This window comes from Ruegeria sp. AD91A (assembly GCF_003443535.1).
Taxonomy (GTDB): domain Bacteria; phylum Pseudomonadota; class Alphaproteobacteria; order Rhodobacterales; family Rhodobacteraceae; genus Ruegeria.
Map to the genome: position 1 here is coordinate 67,692 of NZ_CP031946.1, position 23,723 is coordinate 91,414.

General features: G+C 59.3%; 20 protein-coding genes. 7 read left to right on the top strand and 13 right to left on the bottom strand.

Annotation, left to right across the window (positions count from 1 at the left end; genetic code table 11):
- Window positions 1–32: 32 nt before the first annotated feature.
- From D1823_RS00340 to D1823_RS00375, 8 genes are all read right to left on the bottom strand, one after another.
- Window positions 33–3,098 carry an aminotransferase class III-fold pyridoxal phosphate-dependent enzyme gene (locus tag D1823_RS00340; protein WP_117867997.1) on the bottom strand — a complete coding sequence of 1,022 codons (3,066 nt, stop codon included), beginning with the start codon at window positions 3,096–3,098 and terminating at the stop codon, window positions 33–35.
- Window positions 3,099–3,201: 103 nt separating this feature from the next.
- Window positions 3,202–4,074 (bottom strand): NAD(P)-dependent oxidoreductase, encoded by an 873-nt coding sequence (locus tag D1823_RS00345; protein WP_117867999.1) that lies wholly within the window; start codon window positions 4,072–4,074, stop codon window positions 3,202–3,204.
- A 101-nt stretch (window positions 4,075–4,175) separates the two neighbouring features.
- Window positions 4,176–4,565 carry a Cu(I)-responsive transcriptional regulator gene (gene cueR / locus D1823_RS00350; RefSeq protein ID WP_117868001.1) on the bottom strand — a complete coding sequence of 130 codons (390 nt, stop codon included), beginning with the start codon at window positions 4,563–4,565 and terminating at the stop codon, window positions 4,176–4,178.
- Window positions 4,562–7,030, bottom strand: a complete 2,469-nt coding sequence (locus D1823_RS00355) for a heavy metal translocating P-type ATPase (RefSeq protein ID WP_117868004.1) — start codon at window positions 7,028–7,030, stop codon at window positions 4,562–4,564. The genes cueR and D1823_RS00355 overlap by 4 nt, the downstream gene beginning before the upstream one ends.
- A 76-nt stretch (window positions 7,031–7,106) precedes the next feature.
- On the bottom strand, window positions 7,107–7,871 hold the full coding sequence (locus D1823_RS00360; protein ID WP_117868006.1) for an SDR family oxidoreductase: 765 nt from the start codon (window positions 7,869–7,871) through the stop codon (window positions 7,107–7,109).
- On the bottom strand, window positions 7,868–8,800 hold the full coding sequence (locus tag D1823_RS00365) for an SDR family oxidoreductase (protein ID WP_117868008.1): 933 nt from the start codon (window positions 8,798–8,800) through the stop codon (window positions 7,868–7,870). The genes D1823_RS00360 and D1823_RS00365 overlap by 4 nt, the downstream gene beginning before the upstream one ends.
- Window positions 8,797–9,699 carry a bile acid:sodium symporter family protein gene (locus tag D1823_RS00370; RefSeq protein WP_117868011.1) on the bottom strand — a complete coding sequence of 301 codons (903 nt, stop codon included), beginning with the start codon at window positions 9,697–9,699 and terminating at the stop codon, window positions 8,797–8,799. Before D1823_RS00370 ends, D1823_RS00365 begins: the two co-directional genes overlap by 4 nt.
- Entirely contained in the window at window positions 9,696–11,012 is a 1,317-nt protein-coding gene (locus D1823_RS00375) for an NAD(P)/FAD-dependent oxidoreductase (protein WP_117868013.1), read from the bottom strand. Before D1823_RS00375 ends, D1823_RS00370 begins: the two co-directional genes overlap by 4 nt.
- A 65-nt stretch (window positions 11,013–11,077) precedes the next feature.
- On the opposite strand from D1823_RS00375, the gene D1823_RS00380 reads away from it, so the two are divergent.
- Both D1823_RS00380 and D1823_RS00385 read left to right on the top strand, forming a co-directional pair.
- A complete protein-coding gene (locus tag D1823_RS00380) occupies window positions 11,078–11,740 on the top strand; it encodes a TetR/AcrR family transcriptional regulator (protein WP_117868015.1) in 663 nt (220 codons plus the stop codon).
- A 254-nt stretch (window positions 11,741–11,994) separates the two neighbouring features.
- A complete protein-coding gene (locus tag D1823_RS00385; protein ID WP_117868017.1) occupies window positions 11,995–12,690 on the top strand; it encodes a THxN family PEP-CTERM protein in 696 nt (231 codons plus the stop codon).
- Window positions 12,691–12,865: 175 nt separating this feature from the next.
- On the opposite strand, the gene D1823_RS21780 is transcribed toward D1823_RS00385, so the two are convergent.
- From D1823_RS21780 to D1823_RS00395, 3 genes are all read right to left on the bottom strand, one after another.
- Entirely contained in the window at window positions 12,866–13,027 is a 162-nt protein-coding gene (locus D1823_RS21780; RefSeq protein ID WP_162896721.1) for a hypothetical protein, read from the bottom strand.
- Between the two features lie 50 nt (window positions 13,028–13,077).
- Window positions 13,078–13,638, bottom strand: coding sequence for a pyridoxamine 5'-phosphate oxidase family protein (locus tag D1823_RS00390; protein ID WP_371415291.1), 561 nt, complete (start codon window positions 13,636–13,638; stop codon window positions 13,078–13,080).
- 70 nt (window positions 13,639–13,708) lie between these two features.
- Window positions 13,709–14,173, bottom strand: coding sequence for a nuclear transport factor 2 family protein (locus tag D1823_RS00395; protein ID WP_117868021.1), 465 nt, complete (start codon window positions 14,171–14,173; stop codon window positions 13,709–13,711).
- Window positions 14,174–14,465: 292 nt separating this feature from the next.
- On the opposite strand from D1823_RS00395, the gene D1823_RS00400 reads away from it, so the two are divergent.
- The 3 genes from D1823_RS00400 to D1823_RS00410 all read left to right on the top strand — a co-directional run bounded on the left by D1823_RS00400 (window position 14,466) and on the right by D1823_RS00410 (window position 17,789).
- The gene (locus D1823_RS00400; RefSeq protein ID WP_117868024.1) at window positions 14,466–15,029 is read left to right on the top strand and encodes a TetR/AcrR family transcriptional regulator; all 564 of its coding nucleotides are present in this window, start codon (window positions 14,466–14,468) and stop codon (window positions 15,027–15,029) included.
- Window positions 15,030–15,170: 141 nt separating this feature from the next.
- Window positions 15,171–16,328 (top strand): acyl-CoA dehydrogenase family protein, encoded by a 1,158-nt coding sequence (locus D1823_RS00405; RefSeq protein ID WP_117868026.1) that lies wholly within the window; start codon window positions 15,171–15,173, stop codon window positions 16,326–16,328.
- Window positions 16,329–16,646: 318 nt separating this feature from the next.
- On the top strand, window positions 16,647–17,789 hold the full coding sequence (locus D1823_RS00410; protein WP_371415292.1) for an NAD(P)/FAD-dependent oxidoreductase: 1,143 nt from the start codon (window positions 16,647–16,649) through the stop codon (window positions 17,787–17,789).
- 2 nt (window positions 17,790–17,791) lie between these two features.
- On the opposite strand, the gene D1823_RS00415 is transcribed toward D1823_RS00410, so the two are convergent.
- Window positions 17,792–18,493 (bottom strand): SDR family oxidoreductase, encoded by a 702-nt coding sequence (locus tag D1823_RS00415; protein ID WP_117868028.1) that lies wholly within the window; start codon window positions 18,491–18,493, stop codon window positions 17,792–17,794.
- 103 nt (window positions 18,494–18,596) lie between these two features.
- On the opposite strand from D1823_RS00415, the gene D1823_RS00420 reads away from it, so the two are divergent.
- Window positions 18,597–19,448, top strand: a complete 852-nt coding sequence (locus D1823_RS00420; protein WP_117868030.1) for a LysR substrate-binding domain-containing protein — start codon at window positions 18,597–18,599, stop codon at window positions 19,446–19,448.
- Here the strand turns inward: D1823_RS00420 and D1823_RS00425 are convergent.
- Window positions 19,439–20,341, bottom strand: a complete 903-nt coding sequence (locus D1823_RS00425) for a LysR family transcriptional regulator (RefSeq protein WP_117868032.1) — start codon at window positions 20,339–20,341, stop codon at window positions 19,439–19,441. The genes D1823_RS00420 and D1823_RS00425 overlap by 10 nt on opposite strands.
- Window positions 20,342–20,416: 75 nt before the next feature.
- Here D1823_RS00425 and D1823_RS00430 point away from each other — a divergent pair, with 75 nt between their 5' ends.
- Window positions 20,417–23,629 (top strand): reductive dehalogenase, encoded by a 3,213-nt coding sequence (locus D1823_RS00430; RefSeq protein ID WP_117868034.1) that lies wholly within the window; start codon window positions 20,417–20,419, stop codon window positions 23,627–23,629.
- Window positions 23,630–23,723: the final 94 nt, after the last annotated feature.

Below are 23,723 nucleotides of genomic sequence, written 5' to 3' on the forward strand. Positions count from 1 at the left end.
CCAAACCCCGGCAATACGCCGGGGTTTTTCACTCAGCAGCACCCGCATCCGGCATGGTGATGGTCATGATCGCAAACAAGGGCAGGGGTGAAGTCACCTACCTCGGACAACACATCCCTTAACGCCGATAGGATCATGTCAACATCCTCGGCCTCGATGGTCAGCGGTGGGCGGATTTTCAGAATGCTATCCCTGGGTCCTTCGCTGCCGATCAGGATGCGATGATCGCGCATCCGGTTTTTGACATAGCTGCAAATCTCCGTGCCTTCGCTTCCGTCGGGGTTGATCAGTTCCACGCCGAGAAACAGCCCCATACCCCGCACGTCGCCAACGCAACCAAAGTCGGCTTCGATCTGGCGCAGCCCCGCCATCAGACGATCCCCCATCAGGCGGGCATTGTCCTGCAAGCCTTCGTCGTCAACGATATCCAGCACCTCTTTGCCGATCCGGCAGGACAGGGTCGAGCCGCCAAAGGTCGAAAAGAACTCGATCCCGTTGTTGAAGCTGTCTGCAATCTCTCTGGTTGTCACCAGCACGCCCAGCGGGTGCCCGTTGCCGATTGGCTTGCCCATCACCACGATATCCGGAACCGCGCCCTGGTGCTCGAAGCCAAAGTAATACTCACCCAGACGTCCCAGACCTGTTTGCACCTCATCGGCGATGCAAACGCCCCCGGCAGCACGGATTTTCTCGTAAACCGCAGGCAGATAGCCCTTGGGCGGAATGATCTGTCCGCCGACAGACGGGAAGGTTTCCGCGATGAAACCTGCCACGCCCTGTCCCTTGTCCCGAAGGGCCGCAATCGCCGGATCGACAAGATCAGCAAATCTTTGCGCCCGGTCCGCATCGTCACGCTTGAATGACCCGCGATAGTCATCCGCAACCTCAACCAGTTCAACCCAGTCGGCTTTCCCGATGCCGCCCGGTTTGTTGAACTTGTAGGCCGAGATCGCCACCGCAGCGTTTGTGTTGCCGTGATAGCCGTGATCCGGCGTCACGATCCCTTTCGCCCCGGTATGGGTGCGGGCAAGCCGCAGGGCCAGTTCGTTGGCCTCGGTTCCCGAGTTGACGAAGAAGCAGACCTGTAGGTGATCCGGCAGCTTGGACAAGATCTTGTCGGCAAAAGCTGTCTGGGCCGGGTGCAGGTAGCGGGTGTTCGAGTTCATGCGCCTTAGCTGACCCGCAGCCACAGCCTGAATGCGCGGATGGGCGTGGCCCACATGCGGGACGTTATTGTAGGCGTCCAGATAGGGGCGGCCCCATTCGTCGAACAGGTGATGCTTCCAGCCGCGCACCAGCATGACCGGATCGTCATAGGTCAAGGACAGGTTGCCCCCGAAATGCGCCCGCCGTTTGTTCAGGATTTCCGCTTTGTCAGTGGGTTGATAGAACACCTTGTCATCCGGCAGGTTCAGCAACGCTGCCGGGTTCGGGCAGACCGCGTGCCACAGCTCCATCTCGTCCGGATCGCCGACGCCAGGCCAGTCCTCTTCCATGCCATCGGTGGTGAGCGCCAGTTGGAAATGCACATGCGGAGCCCATCCACCATTCTGGCTGGCATCACCCAACCTGGCAAACGCGGCCCCCTGTGCCACCGGGTCGCCAGGTTTCAACCGGTCACAGCATTCCGGGTCCAGATGGCCATAGAGCGTATAGAATGGGTCGCCTTTGGGCGTTTCGTGATGCAGGATGATCACCCCGCCGTAATCAAGATGCTGGTCACGGTTCTCGACCACTTCAACCCGCCCACTCATCGGCGCGTGCAGAACCGTCCCGGCGGGTGCAAACACATCCACCGCCAGATGCACCGTCCGCCTGTCCGAGGCTTTCCACGGACCCTTGCGAAACCCCGGCTCTGCATAGATCAGGCGGGGCTCGTTGTAGTAACCCAGCCACGGGTCTTGCCCGTAGTCTTCACCTACGCGCGCAGCCTCGGCCAAAGGCATGTGGAACGGGTTTTGGGGCCAGACGCAGTTTTCGACCGAAAGCGAGCCCATGGGCACATCGCTCAGATCCTGGCCGAACAGGTCGGCAAACTGCCCCCGATAGTCCTGTAGATAGACGTGGATACGTTCAGCCCCATCAACAACCGGCAACCCGCATGCCGCCCGCAACCGCGCCGACATCAGTCCACCATTGACGGATGCGTTCTCAAGGAACCGCCAAGCGGGAGCCTGAGAGATGGTCACATAGGGATCATCCGGATTCTCGGCCGCCATCAGGGTCGAGTTGACGACCGACACGGCAAGCCGCATCCTCAGCAACGGCCAGATCAGGTCAACCTCATCCGCCCGCAGCCGGTTGGCCGCGTGATAGCCCTTTACCAACGCAGCCAAAGCCCGTTCCGGTTTGGGGTGATCCAGCACGACATAAGCGCCGGCAATCGCCAGATCGCAGATGCGCGGCGCGGCGCACATGTCACCCAGATCGATCAGGCCTGAGATCCGCCGCCGCTCGCTCAGTTCCCCTTCGACCAGAATGTTATAGTCATTGGCGTCATTGTGGATGGCCTGTTTCGGCAGGTCCGCAAGGACGTCCGCGATTGCAGCGAACGCCTGACAGATCTCCGTTAGCAGCTCCTGTCGCGCGGGATCCGGGATTATGCCCAGCTTGTCCGCAATCCAGCCGGCCTGCATCAGATCCCATTTAAAATCAGGTCGGTGCAATCCCTCATGCTCAAACCCTTCCAAGGCCCGGTCGGTTGCCCCCAAAACGCGCCCCAGTTTCAGGATCAGCTCTTCGGATTTTGGGGCGGCCTTCGCGTAACATTGCCCCGGCAGGCACTCCAATAGCCAAACCAACCTGCGCTGTCCTTCAGAATCGGCAATTTCGGGCAGCATTGCGCCGGTCAAATCGGGGAACACCTTGGGAAACGGCAACCCCGGTGCAGCTGTTGCGATATGCGCCAGGGCCTTGATCTGGAGATCAACCAGATCGGCATCGCATCCCGCCCGCATGGCCTTCAGCACATAGTCCTGACCATTGGTGGCGTGCACCAGAAAGTTCAGATCATATTCACCATCCAACCGCGTCAAACGGGCGTCCAGCCCCCAGAGCCGCCGCAGCGCGGCCGTCCAAAAAGCACTCAAATCGTCCATTCCCGTCTCCGCTCCGATCGCGCCGGAGCCCTCTTCATCTGGCCAAAATACCCTCGGGGGGAATCGCGCCTTGGCGCGATGGGAGGGCAGACAGCCCCCCGCGTTACCCCATGGACCGCAGGCGCTTGATCAACGACGAGGTGTCCCAGCGGCCACCGCCCAGTTTCTGTACATCCTTGTAAAACTGATCGACCAGAGCGGTGACGGGCAGGGATGCACCGGTTTCATTGGCGGTATCCAGACAGATACCCAGATCCTTGCGCATCCAGTCGACGGCAAAGCCATGTTCAAACTGATCATCCAGCATGGTCTCATACCGGTTTGCCATCTGCCAGCTGCCCGCCGCGCCCTGGCTGATCACCTCGACCACGGCCCTTCCGTCCAAACCTGCCTTTTCGGCGAAGTGTAACGCTTCGCTGAGACCCTGAACCAGACCAGCGATCGCGATCTGGTTGCACATCTTGGTCATTTGGCCCGCACCGCTGTCTCCGATCCGGCGGCAGATTTTGGAGTAGACATTCATCACCGGTTCAGCCGCATCATAGGCGGCCTGATCTCCGCCACACATAATTGACAGAACACCGTTTTCAGCGCCTGCCTGACCGCCCGAGATCGGCGCGTCCACAAAGGCGATACCCTGTGTTTCGCCGGCAGCGTACAATTCACGCGTGACCTTTGCAGACACCGTCGTGTGGTCGACGAAAACAGCCCCGCTGGACATGCCGTGAAATGCGCCGTCCCCGCCGGTGCAAACCATGCGCAGATCGTCGTCATTGCCGACGCAGGCCATCACAAACTCGGCGCCTGCAGCCGCGTCTTTCGGGGTGGCCGCCATCGACCCGCCATGCTGCTTCACCCAGGCTTCGGCCTTGGCGGCCGTGCGGTTATAGACAGTGACGTCATGACCTGCGTCCTGAAGATGCCCAGCCATTGGATAGCCCATGACACCCAGGCCAAGGAACGCGACTTTTGCCATTTTGTGATCCTCTCCGCTGTTCGGTCGGCATCAGCGGTGCGTGCCTGACCAAATTGTTTGGCGAAGACAAAGCAAAGCTGCGCCCAAAGGGCAACCCCAAGTCAGCCTTTCCCGCCCAGATCCTGCAGGATCGGGCAATCAGGCCGGTCATCCCCGGCGCAGGCGTCGATCAGGTGGCTCAGCGTTTCGCGCATCGCGTTCAGGTCGGCGATCTTGGCTTCGACCTGTGCCAGATGATCCCGTGCGACTTGTTTCACATCTGCGCTGGCGCGGGTTTCATCCTCGTAAAGCGCCAGCAATGTCCGGCAATCCTCGATGGTGAACCCAAGCGCCCGGGCACGGCCCAGAAAGTTCAGCTTGTGCACGTCCTGTTCGCGAAACCGGCGATAGCCGTTGTCATCGCGCAGCGGTTTGATGAGGTTGATATCTTCATAATACCGGATTGTCTTGGCAGGCAGGCCGGTGCGGGCTGACACATCTCCGATATTCATGCGTGCACCTCCTTGGCGGGCGGGATCGGGGTTTCCGGCACGCTGGCTCGGACGCGACGCAGGCGCAGCGCGTTCGAGACGACAAAGACACTGGACAGCGCCATGGCGCCAGCCGCCAGTGCCGGAGACAACAGATGGCCGCCGAACGGGTAAAGGGCGCCAGCAGCGACGGGGATCAGCAGGACGTTGTAACCAAACGCCCATCCCAGGTTCTGGCGAATGTTTCGCATTGTCCGGCGGCTGATCTCGGTCGCATTTGCAACCCCGCGCAGATCACCGGACATCAGGACGACATCGGCCGTTTCGATGGCTACATCCGTGCCCGTCCCGATGGCGATGCCGATATCAGCCGTTGCCAGCGCAGGGGCGTCGTTGATGCCGTCGCCGACGAAAGCCAGCGTGCCGAACTTGTCCCGCAAGGCGATGATCGCATCCACCTTGCCGTCGGGCAGCACTTCGGCGGTGACGTGATCGATCCCCAGCCGATCAGCCAGAGCCTGCGCGGTGCGCGCATTGTCTCCGGTGACCATGGCCACGGTCAGACCCATTTGGTGGAGCCGCTCCAGCGCCTCTTCGGTGCCGGGTTTGATCGGATCGGACACAGAAAACATGGCCGCAGCCTGCCCATCGAGCGCAACGAACAATGGTGTTGCCCCTTCGGCGGCGCGGGCCTCTGCCTCGCTTGCCAGGGGCCCAAGGTCGATCCCGCGTTGTTGCATAAGCCGGTGCGACCCGATCAACGCGTTCCGGCCTTCAACCAACCCCTGCACGCCAAGCCCGGTTAGGGACCGGACGTCTGTCGCCTTGGGCAGCGTCGCAGGCCCGGCCCGGGTAATCGCCGAAGCTATCGGGTGTTCCGACCGCGCCTCGAGGGCGGCGGCCAGCCGTACAACCTCATCCCTGTCAAATCCGTTCGCCGTCAAAACACTGTCCAATTCCGGACGGCCCAGTGTCAGGGTCCCGGTCTTGTCCAGCGCGATGACGCGTGCCTGCTGAAGCTGTTGCAGGGCATCGCCCTTGCGGAACAGAACCCCCAGTTCGGCCGCCCGCCCGGTGCCGACCATGATCGAGGTCGGCGTGGCCAGCCCCATGGCGCAGGGGCAGGCAATGATCAGCACCGAAACACCAGCGACAAGCGCCAGCGGCAGGGCCGGGCTTGGGCCGAAAATTAACCAGGCTGCGACAGTGATCACGGCAACCAGGATGACCGCTGGGACAAAGCGATATGTAATCCGATCGACCAGACCCTGGATCGGCAGCTTTGCCCCCTGTGCCTGCTGGACCATGCGGATGACCTGCGCCAGCACCGTGTCGCCCCCCACGCGCGTAGCACGAACCCGCAAGGCACCGGTGCCATTCACGGTTCCCCCGACAACCGCTGCGCCGGCTGATTTGCCAACCGGTATCGGCTCGCCCGTGATCATGCTCTCATCGACGTAAGAGGTGCCCTCGAGCACTTCGGCATCCACCGGCACACGTTCGCCCGGGCGGATGTGCAGGATATCGCCGACCGCAATCTCGGCGATAGCACGGTCTTCTATCCGGCCATCGACTTCGATCCGCGCGCTTTTGGGCTGCAGACCCACCAGCTTACGGATTGCAGCCCCGGTTTTGCCCTTGGCACGGGCCTCCATCAGTCGGCCCAGAAGGATCAGAACGACAATTACGGCTGCGGCCTCGAAATAGACATTGGCTGTACCTTGCGGCAGCGCACCGGGGGCAAATGTGGCCGTGACCGAATACAGATAGGCCGCCCCGGTCCCCAGCGCGACCAGCGCGTTCATGTCCGGCGTGCCCCGCAGCAACGACGGGATGCCTTTGCTGTAAAACACACGACCAGGCCCCAGCACCAGAGCCGACGTCAGTGCGAACTGAATCAACTGGCTGTTCTGCGCGCCGATGGTGGCGTGAACCCAGTGATGGAAAGCGGGAATCATGTGCCCGCCCATCTCAAGAATGAACACAGGCAGGGCGAGTGCGGCAGCCAGTATCGTGGTCCGGGTCAACCTTTGAATTTCGTCATCTTCGCGGTTTTCAGGTTTCGAAGCGCCTTGCAGCCGCGCCGGGTATCCGATTTTAGTTACCGCCTGAGCCAGCGCCTCTGGCGTTGTTGCCCCCGCAGCGTAAGTCACTGTGGCAGTTTGAGTCGCCAGATTGACCTGCGCTTCGACCACACCGGGGCTGGCCGTCAGCGCACGCTCGATTTTGCCCACACATGACGCGCAGGTCATGCCTTCAATGCTCAGGTCCGCCCGGCTGGTCTCAGCCGGATACCCTGCGGCATCCAGGGCTTTGGTCAGGGCCGAAACCGGCCCTTCGAAAGCCACCTGCGCGGACTTGGTTGCAAAGTTGACCGAGGCCGCATCTACCCCCGGCACATCTCTCAACGCTGCTTCAACGCGGCCCACACAGGATGCGCATCCCATGCCGGTGATTTTCAGTTCTGTCAGTGCCTTTTGCCCCATGCGACTCGTCCCGGAGGTTTCTTTACGCTCCAGATGGGGGTTCCAGTGACGGGAAGGTCAAGGGCCTGGGGTAATTTTAGTGTTCTAGGTCGCGCATGTTGCGCTCCATCATGCGCTGATACAGGCGTGGCGAAAGGCGGTTGAGCCACCAGGACAGGCGCGCCACGCGGCCAACCGGGATCATGGGCTGCGATTTGTCCAGCCCGCGCAGGATCGTTTCGGCTGCGGCCTCGGGGCTCATCTCGTCCATCCCGTCCTTCGCCGATCCGGGCCGCGCGGTTCCGTCCGTTTGCTCTTGCGCGTTGCCGGGGTTGGTGGCCACAAAGGACGGCGCAGCGATCTGGACCTGAACGCCATGAGGGGCTTCTTCCGAGCGTAGCGATTTGAAGAATCCCTCCAACGCATGTTTCGAGGCAGCATAGGCCGTCCGATGGTAAAGCGGAGCAAAACCGGCCACCGATGAGATGGCCAGATGTGTCCCCTGTGACGCCCGAACCGGGTGCAAAAACGCGCGGGCCATTTCAACGGCCGCAAAGTAGTTGATATCAAACAGTGTTCGGTGGCTGGCCGAGTCGGACTTTTCAAAGCCCCGGATTTGCGTGACGCCGGCGTTGTAGATGACCAGATCAATACTGTCGCAAGTCGTGATCGCCCTATGGCACGCGTTGGCAAGCTGCGCGGGGTCCGTCAGATCACACGCGATTGGAAGCTGGTTCGACCCGGAGTCCAGACCTGAAATATCGAGATCCAGCAGCACAACACGCCACCCGCGACTTTGCAGAGCATGGCTGAGGGCCTGCCCCAAACCGCCCGCTCCACCGGATATGACGGCCGTCTTCATAGCCCGGCCTGCTTTTGCCAGAGCGCGAACACCTGGGCGCTGGTTTTTTCGGGTGTGTAACCGAAGTCGGATTTCAGGGCGGTGTTATCCAGAACCGGTCGATATTGCAGAAATCGCAACTGTTCCGGCCCATAACGGGACAGACCCAGCGGACGCGCAGCGGCCAAAGCCGATTTCAGCGCCCAAGCGGGCAGGCGCAGAACCGGTTTCCCCATGGCGCGGGCCAGATCGGTAACACCCATCGCGCCGTCCCCGGCGACGTTGTAAACGCCAATCGGCCCGTCGGTTGCCGCGCGCCGAAGGATACGTGCCAGATCATGCGTCCAAATGAATACAAACGGACTTTCGCTGCCGACCACGGCCAGCAGGCGCGGTTTGTGGAACAGGGCGGTGATCTGATTTTCGGATCCAGCCCCCAGAACCGTGCCCACGCGCAGAACAACCTGTTCCAGATCGGGGGTGGCTTTGCGCGCTTCGGCCAGGATTTCCTCGACCTGCCTTTTGTGATCGGAATACGGAAACTCGGGGTTGCCTCGCAGCGGATCACCTTCGCGCAGCGGTACTGGGTTGTCTGCGTGATAGCCGTAGGCAGCACCGGAAGACGTGACGACCAACCGGCGCACCCCGTTGGCAATGGCTGCGTTCACCACCTTGCGGGTGCCCTCGACATCAACCGCATATGCCGCCGCACGTTCCATTTTTGGCGGAGGCGTCACGATGGAGGCCAGATGCACTATGACATCCGGCTTCACGTTGTAGATCACACGTGCGGGGGCGTCCGTTGTCACATCCATGGGCAGATAGTGGACGTTTTCCGGCATGCTTTTCGGGTTTTTAAGATCCGTGGCAAAAACCTCGTGCCCCTGAAGTTCGGGCAGCAGCGCCTGACCGACCAACCCGGCGGCACCTGTGATCAGGATACGGGTCATCGCGCGGCCTCGGTTCGGGCCATGACCGACGCCAGGGCAATCCCCGAGATCGCGTGCCAGATGCCCCAGAACGCCGCAACAACGGCCATGCCGCCAAGCCCGTGGAAGAAGGCAAAGATCAACACCAGCCCAAGGCCGGAATTCTGAATGCCGGTTTCGATGGTGATGGCACGGCGATCGAAGGGGGACAGCCGGGTCAGAGTGGCCACAACCCAACCGCCCCCCAGCGCCAGGGCGTTGTGAAGGACCACAAGCCCGGCAACAGCCCCGGCAAAACTGAGGAAAAACCCCCAGTTTGCGGCCAGGGCAAGTACGATGAAGGCCCCAAAAATACCCATCGACAGGTATTGCAGCGGCGCGCGCAAGCGGGCTGTCAGGGCTGGGCGGCGCTGGTTCAGTGCGATGCCCAGGACCAGAGGCAAGATCAGCATCAGCCCGACAAGGATTGCGATTTGTACCGGATCAATCTGGGTCTGCTGCAGGATCGCGCGTGTCGGCGGATACAGCCCGCCCCAAAGCGCAATGTTGAAGGGCGTCATGAAAACCGCGCCGATGGTTGCAAAGGCGGTCATCGACACTGACAGCGCCGCATTTCCACCGGCGCGGTGCGTAATGAAGTTCGAAATATTGCCCCCCGGACAGGCGGCGACAAGGATCAGCCCAAGCGCGATCGACGGGCGCGGCTCCGTCATCCACACCAAAGCAAAGGTCAGAGCGGGCAAAACGATGAATTGGGATACCAGTCCGACAAGTACCGGCTTGGGCGCGCGTCGCAAACGTTCGAAATCCCGAGGCGTCAGATCGATCGCGATGGAAAACATCACGATCGCCAGTATCGCGTTCAACAGCGTCAGGGAGGCCGGGCTGAAATTCAGTGTGACTTCGTCGATACCACTCATACGGCGGCTTTCCGCAGCCGTTCGATCCACCCGGAAACGGCCTTTCTGTAAGTGGCCTTGTCCACGTAGTAAGCCATTCGCGGCAGATCGATATAGCTCATGCTTCCGGTGGCGCGCGTATAGTCTTTTTGCTTTTCGGTTTTCAGATCGGCCGCCACCGGGCAACCCTTCTGATGACCTTTTATATAGCGCGCCACCATTTCGGCCTGCTCGTGCCTGCCCTGCCAGCCCAGGCCAGTTGCCTCGACCATGCCCAGCACAAAAAGATCGTCCCGTTCCGGGTGTAGCGCGTTCAGGTACAGATGTGGTGCGTCGCCTTGCCAGTTCAGCAAGTCCTTGTCGATGAACGGGTAGTGCAGCTTGTATCCGGTCGCGGCGAGGATCATGTCATACTCTTCGCTCGAGCCGTCCTTGAAATGCACGGTTTGGCCTTCCAGTCGGTCGATATCGGGGCGAATGCGCAGATCACCATGGCCCGCGTGATACAAAACCAGAGAATTCACCACCGGATGGCTTTCATAAAGCTGATAATCAGGCTTGGGAAAACCGTATTTCTGCGGATCGCCGACAAACCAGCTCAGGATCAGGCCGTCTACCTTACGCTTCAGCCACATGGGCAGGCGGATCTTGCCGCCCATTGTGTCGGCAGGTTTGCCGAAGACGTATTTGGGCACGAAGTAATAGCCGCGACGCATGGACAGATCGCAGCGTTTTGCGTGATGGATTGCGTCAACCGCAATGTCGCAGCCGGAATTTCCCGCACCCACGACCAACACACGCTTGCTGTCGAACTGGCTGGGGTACCGGTACTGCGAGGCATGGATCAATTCGCCGTCAAACGTACCGGGAAAGCTGGGTACATTCGGCTCTGACAGGGTGCCGTTTGCAATCAGAACCCCTGCGAATTCGGCCTGATGCTCGCCGTCGGCATCGCGCCAGAAAACACGCCAACCGTCACCAGATTCGCCCAGCGGTGTGATCCGAGTGACTTCTGCATTGAACTTGTAACTTTCACGCAGGCCGAAACGATCGGCAAAGGCCCGGAAATAGTCGCGCATCGCCCGGTGCGAGGGGTACTCGGCAACCGCCTCATCCATCGGGAAATCTTCGAATTCAGTCATTCGTTTTGAGGAGATCAGATGCGCTGACTCATACATGGTCGATCTGGGGGCATCGATATCCCACAGACCGCCCACATCCGAGTGCAATTCGAACCCCTGAAAGGCGATGCCCTGTTCCTTCAGCACCTTGGCTGCGGCCAAACCCATCGGCCCCGCCCCGATCAGGGCGAATGCGTTGCGCGTCTGTGTCATGAACCCTCCCGAAGTTCGCGATGCTTAACTTGAACGAACGACCAAAATAAGGCAAGATGAAAATCATGAGTCTGAAAAACATAGAAAAGCCAAGGCAAAGAGCAGCGTCCAAGCGGTCTTTGGAGACCAAGGCAAGGATCATGGATGCGGCTGAAACCGTCTTTGCCGACCGGGGATTCGAAGGTGCGTCGATCCGGGATATCGCGGCATTGGCAGGGGTTCAGATTGGTCTTGTGCACCATCATGGTGGTGGCAAGGAAGAGTTGTTTTACAGAACCGTCGCGCGGCGTGCGGACGAACTGGCGCAGCTTCGGGTCGACGCGTTGAACAGGGCCAGGGCTGTTGCTCCGCTGACGCTTCACAGCATTCTGGACAGCTTTATTCGACCCTATGTGGACCTGGCTGAGAAGGGTGGGCCTGGATGGATGGCATATGGACGGTTGGTGGCCCACGTATCGGTTGACCCCAGGTGGCGCGATATCGCAGCAGAGTGTTTCGACCCCACCGCCCAGCTGTTCATCACCGAGATCGCCACGCTTTACCCGGATGTCGATCCAGCCGTTTTGGCAAGTGGCCAAGTTTATTCGGTCTCGGCGATGCTGGCCCATCTCAACAGTGGATGGCGGGTCGAAGCCCTGTCGCAGGGCGGTGACGTGTCCGGCATGGAGCGTCTGGTGGACTTTTGCGCCGCCGGTATCGAAGCAATGGTACGATCTGGTCGTGAATGAACCCTCACGCGACGCGTGACTGTGTGTTCAATCGTTGAGTTGGCGCCCTGGTTTTCCCAATAGCTGTTTCCAGCATCCGGACAGTAGGCGCAGGCTGGATGATTGTATCCCATTTAGCGATCTTTTGGGCGCCCTCCGCCTTGATTGAGGTTAAAACGTGGCATCAATGTGGCGCATGAGCTAAAAGTTTAATTATGTTGTGCTGCTCTTTCACAGAGTGGTTTGTAACAAGTATTTATTCGTAAGGTGGGCACATGACATTCATACGAAACATAGCCGCGATTGCTGTTGCAGGCGTGATGGCTGCAAGCGGTGCTTCGGCGCTGACCATTTCCAGCATCTCGCCCTCTTGGCAAAACGTAAATCCAACGTCCGGCGTTTCTGAAAGCACCTCTGGTCCAACGATTTCTCTTCGGTGGGGAAATGGCAGCAGCTCAAGCGGTTACGATTTCACGCCAACAGGCACGCCGATTTCAGGTCTGTTGCCTGATACGGCATTTGCTCTGGGACAGTTCTCGCATCTGAATTTCCCGATCACGGGAACAACGCTGAGCACCGTCGACCTCATTGTCGACATACTGATCAGTGGTGGCCCTCTGGTGTCTTCGTCATTTGCCCTTACGCATAACGAGACATTGAATCGTCCAAGCAACTGTCCGGCGGATTCTACCCCTTGCGATGACATCGTGACCATTACCAATACTTTGGGCTCACAGAACTTCAGCTTTGGTGGGCAGAATTATGTGTTTTCAGTCCTCGGCTTCTCTCAGAACGGCGGCGGCACTATTTCAAACGGCTTCAGCACAACGGAAAACATGCAAAACGTCGCGACGCTGTACGGGCAATACACGATTGCCCCTGTGCCATTGCCCGCCGCTGGCTGGCTGCTTCTTGGCGGCATCAGTGGCTTGTTTGTGATGGGTCGCCGGAAAAAGCGCAGCATGGCCTGACGGCTTTTTGTGCTCTCTCCATTCTTGTGGTGAGAGCATGCCTGGAATCGGGCTGCTCTGGTGAAGCCAGGAATTCGGTCTTTAAGAGCATGCGCCTCACCGGGCCTGAATTGATGGAATTAGCTTGAAACGATACGGGCGCTTGCTGGAAGCCTGTCGGAAGGCCGCCCGATCATCACTCTTGCTGCAAATGTTCGAACAAAATCTTGCTGAACACGGATGGCGGTGACGTTCGCACGGCGCTGGGCGAGACGAAAAAACCGAACATGATGATCAGTATGATCAGGGCAGTACCGGCAAGACAAGCCGCCGAGAGGTGAAAGACCGAGCGAACCATTGCGACACTCCCTTCTCTAAATATCCGGAAATTCTGTGAGGTCTGAAACGTCAGCCTGACTTTGCCAGCTCTTGTTTCAGCCTTTGGTTTTCCGCCTGCAACTCTGCCAACTGCTGCCCCAGCTTGTTCAGATGAGGGCGCAACTCTGCTTCAGTGAAGCGCGGTGTGATGTGGCTTGGGCAGTTCCAGTCCAACGCCTCTACGCGAATGATCACGGCCCGTTCGGCCCGTGCCTCGGCCTCTTCCGGGTAAAGGGTAGCGGCCGCTGCTTCGCCTTCCGTGAATGCGACGCGCCCTAGGATCTTGAGACGGCGTCGGTTGGCGTAATCCATCAGGATCATCGCGATGCGATCGTTGCCGTCCAGGTTCCCGCGCGAGATGTACTGTTTGTTGCCCGAAAAATCCGCATATCCGATAGTCCGGGGCCCCAGCACTTTCAAAAATCCTGCTGGCCCGCCCCGATACTGCACATAGGGCCAGCCGGTCTCGGATACGGTGGATTGATAGAACCCGTCCCGTGCCTGAACGAACTCTTTCTCGGGGTCGCCGATCAGGTGGCCTTGCTGGGGACCACCTTCAATGAACTTTGTATAGGTTCTGGCAGATCCCATCCTCTCCTGATGAGCGCGGACAGAGGGAGTAAACGTCAGTTCGGCAAAAGCGCGGGGCATGAATGTCCTTTCAAAGACCCAGTTCGGTCAACCCGGGGTGGTTTTCAGGGCGTTCGCCCTGGGGCCAATGGAACAGCCGGTCATCTTCTGCAATGGGAAGATCGTTGAGCGAGGCATGGCGATGTGACATGCGTCCGTCATCGGCGAATTCCCAGTTTTCATTGCCATAGGATCTGAACCACTGACTGCTGTCGTCGCGCCACTCATAGGCATAGCGCACGGCTATGCGGTTTCCGGCAAAGGCCCACAGTTCCTTGATCAGGCGATATTCCAGTTCTTTCCGCCATTTGCGGGTCAGAAAGGCGTGGATGTCGGTATGGCCGGACAGGAATTCAGCCCGATTCCGCCATTGACTGTCGTCGGTGTAGGCAGGCGTCACGCGGTCGGCGTCACGACTGTTCCAGGCATTTTCCGCCATGCGCACTTTTTGAGTGGCGGTTTTGAAGGTGAACGGGGGCAGTGGGGGGCTGGACATTTTGCAAATGCTTTCAGGTGAGTGAGGCGGCAAGAAGAGCCATGGTCAGAAGGAAGGGGACGTACTGAGGTGGAAAAATGCTGGCGCGACGTTTCATCGGTCAAATCCTCGGGTGTACAGATCGGTTAACTTACAAAAAAGGTGTACCGATCTGTAAGCTTTTGCAAGTAGAAATTTCACGATGAGACTGGGCGTCTGGTAAAATTATTTTAAAACAATGCTTTGGCTTGGGGTCATTGTACTTCACGCTTCATGATAATATGTACAGAACGGTACACCATGGAGCCGAATCATGCGCCCAAACAAACGGGATGAGTTGGTCAGCAAGGCCCTGAAGGTCTTTTACCGCGACGGGTTTCACGCAACCGGCATGGACAAGCTGGTTGTGGAAACAGGCGTGTCAAAGACGTCGATGTACAAGCATTTCCGCACCAAGGAAGACCTGATCGTGGCCGCGCTGCGCCTGCGGGATGAGAACTTCCGCAACTGGTTCTTTCAACGCATCGACGAGATGGCAGAAACACCAGCCGAACAGATCATCGTCAGCTTCAATGCCCTGAAGGAATGGTTTGAAGAGGACGGGTTCCGGGGCTGCATGTTCATCAAGGCCGGGGCCGAGTATCAGGATAAGGATCACCCCATCCATGTGCAGGCCGCTGAGCACAAACAGCTTTTGCTGGAACATTTTACGATCATAGCCCAACAGGCCGGCGCGCATGATCCTCGAAAACTCGCGAGTCAGATCGTACTGTTGCAAGAGGGAGCAATCGTATCCGCCGTTCTGCTTAAGAACTGCGATCCGGCTGAAGACGCCAAGGATGCGGCCAAACACCTGTTGGCCAAAGAACTGGCTTAACCCGGCCAGTCAAAAGGGATTCTCTGACATTGCAGGCTGAGGAACGTTGCGTTGTTCCTCAAAGGGACGCCGCGTCACAAGGATTGGCGTGAGTCGAACACAGCGCTAGCCTTTCCGGAAAGACTGATTGGAGAGCGTACAATGTCACTTTTCACTTCGACTGCGGCATGGGTCACCGATGAACACCGCATGTTCGCGGATATGGCTGGTCGGTTCATGGATGACGAACTGTCGCCCAATATCGAAACCTGGGTTGAAAACGGCGTTGTGGATCGCGATTTCTGGCGCAAGGCCGGCGAAACCGGGCTGATGGCGGGTGCGATCCCCGAAGAATATGGCGGTGTCGGCGGCGGCATGGGCTTTGACGCCATCACGGCTTATGAGCAGGGCGCGCGAGGAGATGCGGGTTGGGGCTATGGCATTCAGTCGATCGTGACCCACTATCTCACCGCCTATGGCAGCGAAGGTCAGAAGAAGAAGTGGTTGCCCAAACTGGCGTCGGGCGAATTGGTCGGCGCGCTAGCAATGACAGAACCCAGCACCGGCTCGGACGTGCAGGCCGTGCGGACGACCGCCGAGAAGGACGGGAACTCCTATCGGCTGAACGGGTCAAAGATCTTCATCACGAACGGACAGACTGCGGATCTGATTATCGTGGCCGCCAAGACCGACAAGTCCGCTGGCGCACGCGGCGTCTCATTGATTGTGGTGGAAACTGACGGGTGTGAAGGTTTTCGCCGGGGGCGGAACCTCAAGAAACTGGGCATGAAGGGCAATGACACTGCCGAGTTGTTTTTCGAAGATGTCAAAGTGCCGATGACAAACCTGTTGGGGCCCGAAGAAGGGCAGGGTTTCTATCAGCTGATGAAACAACTGCCCTGGGAACGGCTGAATATCGCTATCATGGCGCTGGGCGCGATCGATTTCGCCATCGCCGAAACAGTGAAATACGTGCAGGAACGCAAAGCCTTCGGGCAGCGGGTGATGGATTTTCAGAATACCCGGTTCAAACTGGCGGAATGCAAGACCAAGGCCGAGGTTCTGCGCAGTTTCATCAATGATTGTATCGGAAAACTGGAAGTGGGCGAGCTGGACGCGGCCACGGCCTCGATGGCCAAATACTGGGGCTCTGAGGTGCAGAATGAGATCATGCATGAATGCCTGCAACTGTTCGGCGGCTACGGGTTCATGATGGAATATCCGATCGCGCGTCTTTACGCGGATGCCAGGGTGCAGATGATTTATGGCGGCACCAACGAGGTCATGAAAGAGCTGATCGCGCGATCGCTCGACGTCTGAGCCCACCACGCGGGTCTTCCCGCCCGGTGTCGTCATTCCTGTCGGAATGACTCCTCCGGTTGGGCCCGGCAGGTTCGGGCAAAGCCCGTGCCTGCGGAGTCTGTTTCGTTGTCGCAACACTGCTGAATGGAGGCTTGCATAAAGGGGGGTATCGGTAGGATGTTCCGCCGAAAAGACTCAGAGGCCCGACGTGAACGATCCCGAACATACCCTGTGGCGAAGCACTTGCACCGAGGCAGTCACAGCACCGACCCTGACCGCTGACGCAGCGGTTATCTGGCTGTCATCGGAGGTGGCTACACCGGGTGTTCAGCGGCTTTGACCGCAGCCTGCGCCGGCGCGTCGGTCTGCCTGCTGGAGGCGCGAGAGATCGGGTTTGGCGGATCAGGGCGCAATGTAGGTCTGGTCAATGCCGGGTTGTGGTTGCCGCCGGACGATATCCGCGCGCGTATCGGTGCAGAGCCGGGAGAACGTTTGATCGACTTGCTGGCCAAGGCGCCGTCGGATGTGTTTGCTCTGATCGGTAAATATGACATTGCATGTGAGCCAGTGCGAAACGGAACCCTGCATTGTGCGCATTCCGCGTCCGGGTTGAAGAACCTGCAAACGCGTCATGCGCAGTTGAGCGAAGCAGGAGCGCCGGTTGAGTTGCTGTCAGCAGACCAGGCCGGTGAACGCACCGGCAGCCAAGCCTTTCACGGTGCCTTGTTCGATCCACGGGCAGGAACCATTCAGCCTTTGGCCTATGCGATGGGTTTGGTGCGCGCGGCGTCGCAGGCCGGGGCACGGATACATATGCGCAGCCCAGTGCAGACTATGACATATGAGGGCGGGCACTGGGTTTTGAAGACACCAGGCGGGACGGTTCGGGCAAAGTCGGTCATTCAGGCGACAAATGCCTATCATCATGCGTTGCCGGATACCGCGCCTGCTTATGTGCCGGTCTACTATTTCCAGTACACCACAGCCCCGCTGACTGACAGTTTGCGCGCCAGTATCCTGCCAAAGAAAGAAGGGTGCTGGGATACCGGACTGATCATGACGTCATTCCGACTGGATCAGGCGGGGCGGATGATCATTGGCGGCATTGGGGATCTGGGACATGCCGGTCGGGTTGCACATTCCGGTTGGGTCCGGCGCAAGCTGGCCGAGCTCTATCCGGAATTGGCCGGCCAGCCGTTGGAACACGGGTGGCACGGGCGGATCGCAATGACGTCGGACCATATTCCGAAGATCACGCGGATCGGCCCCAACGCTCTGGCCGCGCACGGGTATTCGGGCCGCGGCATCGGCCCGGGCACGGTGTTCGGCCGAATGATGGCCGAGAGTCTTCTTACCAATGATCTCTCGCTTCTGCCGGTTCTCGCCGTGTCGGAATACCGAGAAAGCTGGACACGCGTGCGCCGCGCCTTTTTCGAATCCGGCGCGGCGCTGACACATCTTATAAAGGCGCGGGTCTGAGTTCAGACAGACCGGGTGATACCGCCGTCCACACGGATATTCTGTCCGGTGATATAGCCGCCGCCTTCTGAGGCAAGCAAAGCGACGAACGAGGCGATCTCGTCATAACTGCGCCCATAGCGCCCCATTGGGATGCGGCCGCGGAACTCTTCCTTCTCGGGAAGGCTGTCAATGAAGCCCGGAAGAACGTTGTTCATTCGGATATTCTCCGCGGCATACTTGTCCGCGTACAGCTTGGTGAAGGCGGCCAGCCCGGCCCGGAACACGCCCGAGGTCGGAAAAACCGGATCCGGTTCGAACGCGGCAAAGGTCGAGATGTTGATGATCGATCCACCCCCCTGCGCCTGCATGATCGGGGTCACAAGCCGTGTGGGGCGCACCGCGTTCAGGAAATAGACATCCATCCCGGTGTGCCAATCCTCGTCCGTCAGTTCAAGGATCGGAGCGCGGGGGCCGTGACCGGCGGAATTGACAAGAACGTCAACGCGCCCCCAATGGGCCATGGCCGCATCGACAAGCTTCTTCAAATCCTCGGTGGACTGGTTCGAGCCGGTAATGCCGACGCCGCCCAATTCTTTCGCCAAAGCTTCTCCCTTGCCCGAGGAAGACAGAATGCCAACCTTGAACCCGTCCGCCGCCAGCCTCCGGGCGGAATCCGCACCCATGCCACTGCCGCCCGCTGTAATAAGTGCTACTTTTTCCATCTGACATCTCCGCTTTCAGTTGATCCGAGGATGGAGGTCAGAGAGCGGTTTGACCAATCAGTTCTGCTGGCTCTATGCTGTAGAAAATCTACAGGACAACACTATGGTCGCCCTTCCGCCCCTGAACGCTTTACGTGCTTTCGAAGCTTCTGCGCGTCATTTGAACTTTCGACTGGCCGCCGAGGAGCTTGGCGTTACACAAGGGGCAGTGGCGCAGCAGGTGCGCGGGCTTGAGGCACGATTGGACGAGGTTCTGTTCGATCGCCTGCCGCGTGGGTTGCGTCTGACCGAATCCGGGCGGCGGTTTCACGCGCCCCTGCGTCGTGCCTTCAGGTTGATCGAAGAGGCTGTCGAAGACCTGTCTCCGGACCGCCGGATCACCTTGTCGGTCACGCCCAGCTTTGCCTCGAAATGGTTGGTGCCGCGTTTGTCGAGCTTCACTGAGGTGTATCCGGACATCTCGGTTCAAGTGGATGCGCGCGAACGTCTGGCGGATTTCAAATCGGATGGCGTTGACCTAGCTGTCAGGCAGGGACGGGCGCCGTTTGGCTCGGAATTGGAGGCAGTACCATTGTTCTCGACCGAGTTCATCCCCGTGTGCACCCCTGCCATGGCGGGGGAAGTCAGCACCCCTTCTGACTTGATGAAGCAGGTATTGCTGAACGATACCCATGGGTTGTGGCCCTTGTTTCTTGAAAGGGTGGGGGTAAGCGGAAAGCCCAGAATGATGAGTTTCAGCCAGACCAGTCTTGCGATCGACGCGGCAGTTTCGGGGCAGGGTATAGCACTGGCCAATGCGCCTCTTGTCGCGCAAGAAGTGGCCTCGGGCCGTCTGGTTCAGCCGCTTGCGGATGTCCTGGTTGAAGATCTGGGGTTTTATGTGGTTGCGCCCCGTAAGCCACGCCAGCCGCAACTGGTCGAGATCATGCGAGACTGGCTGTTGTCTCAGGTCTGAAGAGATGCAGCGATTGCCTCGATCCGGGCCCGCAACCAGCGATGTGCCGGATCATTGGCCGACCTCTGATGCCAGACCATGTAGATCGACACCGGCGCGCATTCGAACGGCAGTGGTGCGCAATCCAGCCCAACCAGCGGGCCCTGTTTCATCAGCGCCGTGTCGGTTGAGATCAGGTCGCTGCCCTGTATGAAGGCCGGGATGGCGTTGAAATGCGGCAGGGTTACTACCGCTGGCCTGATCTGGCTTTGATCGACGCCTCGCATGACGGCGCGGGCGTTGCGGCCATCGGCAAAACGCACCTCGACATGATCGCAGTTGCAATAGGCTTCCCAACTGTCGGGCGGTGAGTGCTGCGTGGCGTCATAGAACACCACCAGCGGACTGGTCATCAGGTGTTTCTGAAAGATATCCGGCCCGTCCGGCGGCAACGGGGTCAGCATCAACTGGCATCTGTCACTGCGCAGCAGCTCGGGGTCGGGCACGCCTGAAGGAATGAATTCCAGCCGCAGACCTGCGCCTTCGGCACGTGTTTCTCGAAGCAGCTGCGGAAAGATCAACTCGCGCGGCATGTCATTGGTGGCGATGCGGATCCTGATCTGTTCGGACTGCGGGTCGAACGGCCGCCCTTCGGTCAGCGCCCGCATTCCGTCCAGCACCTTTTGCGCGGGCTCCTTCAGGGACAAGGCGCGCTCGGTCGGGGTAAGGCCCTGACCGGACCGGACAAACAACGGGTCGCCCAGCACCAGCCGGAGCTTGGCCAGCGTGTGGCTGATGGCCGATTGCGTGACGCCCAGCCGATCCGCAGCTTTCGAAACCGAGCTTTCCTCGAGTATGGTCAGAAACGTGCGCAGAACCTTGCCGTCTAGATCAGTGAAATCGATTTTCTTCATACCACTTATGATTATGCATGAATGGTTTCGCTGTCCATTACGGGGTAGGGGATGGGTGGCAACAGGAGGCGCATAATGGGAATCCGCTTTTTCTCGGACAAGAACCGGCCCGTTCACATGGGGCGATACCCGTTGGAGCGTTTGACCCGACAAGATACCATGCCGGACTTGTCGCGTGTGCCCTTGATGGGCGAACTGAGTTTCCACCGGCCGGAACGGCCCGACAGCATCGTCAACGCCATGGGCGAATTTCAGGCGATGCTGGACGCGATCCGCGACGGGTTGGTGAACCCGATTGCATCCGAGATCCCATCAGATCCGCAGGAACGCGCCAACCATCTGAAGGCATTCGGATATTTCAACGATGCGTCGATGATGGGCTGCGGGCCGTTGCCGTCAGATGCACTGTTGGACGAACCACGCCGCAACCCCGATATCGACCGGCTTGCCCATGCGCTGCGAACGCGCCAGACCAAGACGCTGGCCTCTGGGATCGATCTCATCATGGCGGATCTGAAAGACAGTATGGAGGCCGCGCCCAAGCCGATTGACGACCACTGTCACACCATCGTTTTTCTCTATGAACATAACCGCGATCCGGACCCTTCCGAACCCGGTGCGGATTGGATCATCAACGCGCAGGATCATCGTGCCTGCCTGCTGGCAACCGAGAATGCCGTGGTCATCGCCAACTATATCCGTCTGCTGGGTTTTGACGCCCGTGCGCACAGCGTGATGTCGTCCGAAGTCGATCTGGACAGGCTGGCCGTGGCCGCCGGTCTGGCCACGGTCGAGAGCGGTGAACTGGTTGCGCCGTGGCTGGGCACCAGGTTTGGCCTTGCAGCCGTGACGACCGAGATGCCCATCGCGCATGACCGGCCGCTCAGGCCCGTGGCGCAACAGCCGTGGTTTCGGACTCAAGGCCCGGCATGGTGGTTGGGAACGGGATTTGCCAAGAACGCCATCAACCGTGACCCATATGCCAAAAGACGCTATGTGGACGGGGCCCATCCGTTCGAAAAACTCAAACGGGTCGAGACCCCGACAACCTATGTCGACGAAGAAAATGTCGCCCGCGTTCCCAAGCGCGCCGACATGTTCGCCCGCGCCCAGTTCGGCGACATGGGCAAGTCACTGCAGGACGCCGCGAAAGGCGGGTACTACGTGCGCAAGGCTGCGCCCAGCTTTGCCCAGCGCCGCGCGCTGGGTGCATTCGTTCTGTTGCAGGACGGTGAAAGCGCTGACCTGCGTAAGCCTGCCGATGCCGGACGCAATGCGGCAAACATCAAAGCGGCGACCTATTTCCTGGGCGTCGATGCGGTGGGTCTCAGCCGCTGTCCGGAATGGGCGTGGTATTCTCATGACGCCACTGGCGAAGAAATCGTGCCGCCTCATGATCAGGCCATCAGCATGATCATCGATCAGGGCTATGAAACGATGGAAGGTGCCAGCGGTGACGACTGGATCAGTGTCGCCCAATCCATGCGCGCCTACCTGCGGTTTTCGCTGCTGGGAGGTGTGCTCGCCCAACAGATCCGCAACCTGGGCTACAGGGCCAAGGCGCATACAGTGATGGATGGCGAGGTGCTGCAACCGCCGCTGTTGCTGCTCTCGGGGTTGGGAGAGGTCAGCCGGATCGGAGAAGTAATCCTAAACCCCTATCTGGGTCCGCGCCTGAAATCAGGCGTGGTGACGACCGACATGCCGATAGCGCATGACAAACCCATCGATTTCGGCCTGCAGACCTTTTGCGAGTCCTGCAATAAATGCGCCCGCGAATGTCCCTCGGGCGCAATCACCGCCGGACCGAAGCTGATGTTTAACGGTTATGAAATTTGGAAATCCGACAGCCAGAAATGCGCCACATACCGTGTAACGACGCCGGGCGGCGCGATGTGCGGGCGCTGCATGAAGACCTGCCCGTGGAACCTCGAAGGCATCTTCAAGGAACGCCCCTTCCGTTGGGCTGCGATGAACATCCCCTCGGCCGCGCCCGCGCTGGCCAGGCTGGACGATGCGGTCGGCAATGGCGGGTTGAACGACATCAAGAAATGGTGGTGGGATATCGAGTTGCAGCCTGACGGCGCCTATCGCCCCACGACGCACCCGTTGAACCGGCGCGATCTGCAAAAGGATCTGGACCTGAAATATGAGGATCAGACTCTCGCCGTCTATCCCGCTTATCTGGCTCCGCACCCCTGGCCCTATCCCTTTGCAATGGATCGAGAGGCCGGGATCGCAGCCTATGAGGCCATGGTGACGGCCGACGAATACAAGGCGCGCAAGGCAAGCGGGGACATGTCGATCATCCATCGCTATCAGATCGCCGGTGATGCGCCTGTGATGCGGGTCGCCGTGACCAAGGTCGACAAGATGACGGCGGATGTCACGAAATACGAATTCACATCGCTGGACGGTGCGCCCCTGCCGGGATGGACAGCGGGCGCACATCTGGACGTCCTGGTCGCGCCGGAATTTCTGCGGCAATACTCCATGTCCGGCGACCCGTCGGATCATGCGACCTATCAGATCGGAGTGTTGCGCGAGGATGTCGGGCGTGGCGGATCCGCGCTGCTGCATCGCATCTTCACCGAGGGTCGAAAGGTTTTCGTTTCCAAACCGATCAACCACTTTGAATTGGATGACACGGCAATCAGAACATTCCTCATGGGCGGCGGTATCGGCATCACCCCGATGATCGCCTTTGCCCATCACCTGCATGCACTGGGCCGCGAGTTCGAGTTACACTATTCGGCCAGCACACGGGACGGGGCGGGGTATCTGGATGATCTGGCCGCTATGCCTTGGGCAGATCGCGTTCATTTCCATTTCTCGGACGAAGGCACCCGCGCTGATCTGAATGTGATTCTGTCCGGCTACCGGGATGGATGGCATGTCTACACCTGCGGGCCGGATCGTTACATGAACGGTGTGATTCAGGCGGCAGAGCAGCAAGGCTTTCCCGAAGAGGCGCGTCATCTGGAATATTTCTCGGTTCCTGAAATGCCTGAATATGAAAACCACGCGTTTGAACTCAAGCTTGCGCGTTCGGGCCGGATACTGCCTGTGCCCGCAGATAAAGACGCGGCTCAGGTTCTGAACGAATCCGGTTTTCATGTGGATGTGAAATGCGCTGACGGCATCTGCGGCGTATGTAAATGCGGTGTCATTTCGGGCGAGGTCGAGCATCGGGATTTCGTTTTGTCCCGGAAACAGCGCGAAGGCGCCATGATCCTGTGCCAAAGCCGCGCGGCGGAACCTGATGGATTGATCGAAATCGATCTCTGAACCCTGTCCAAAAGCGACATTTTGAAGTTGAATTTTGGTCGCTCGGCCCATGGACGCCGGACGAGGGGTGAATTAACGTCGCCGCGAACCCAGA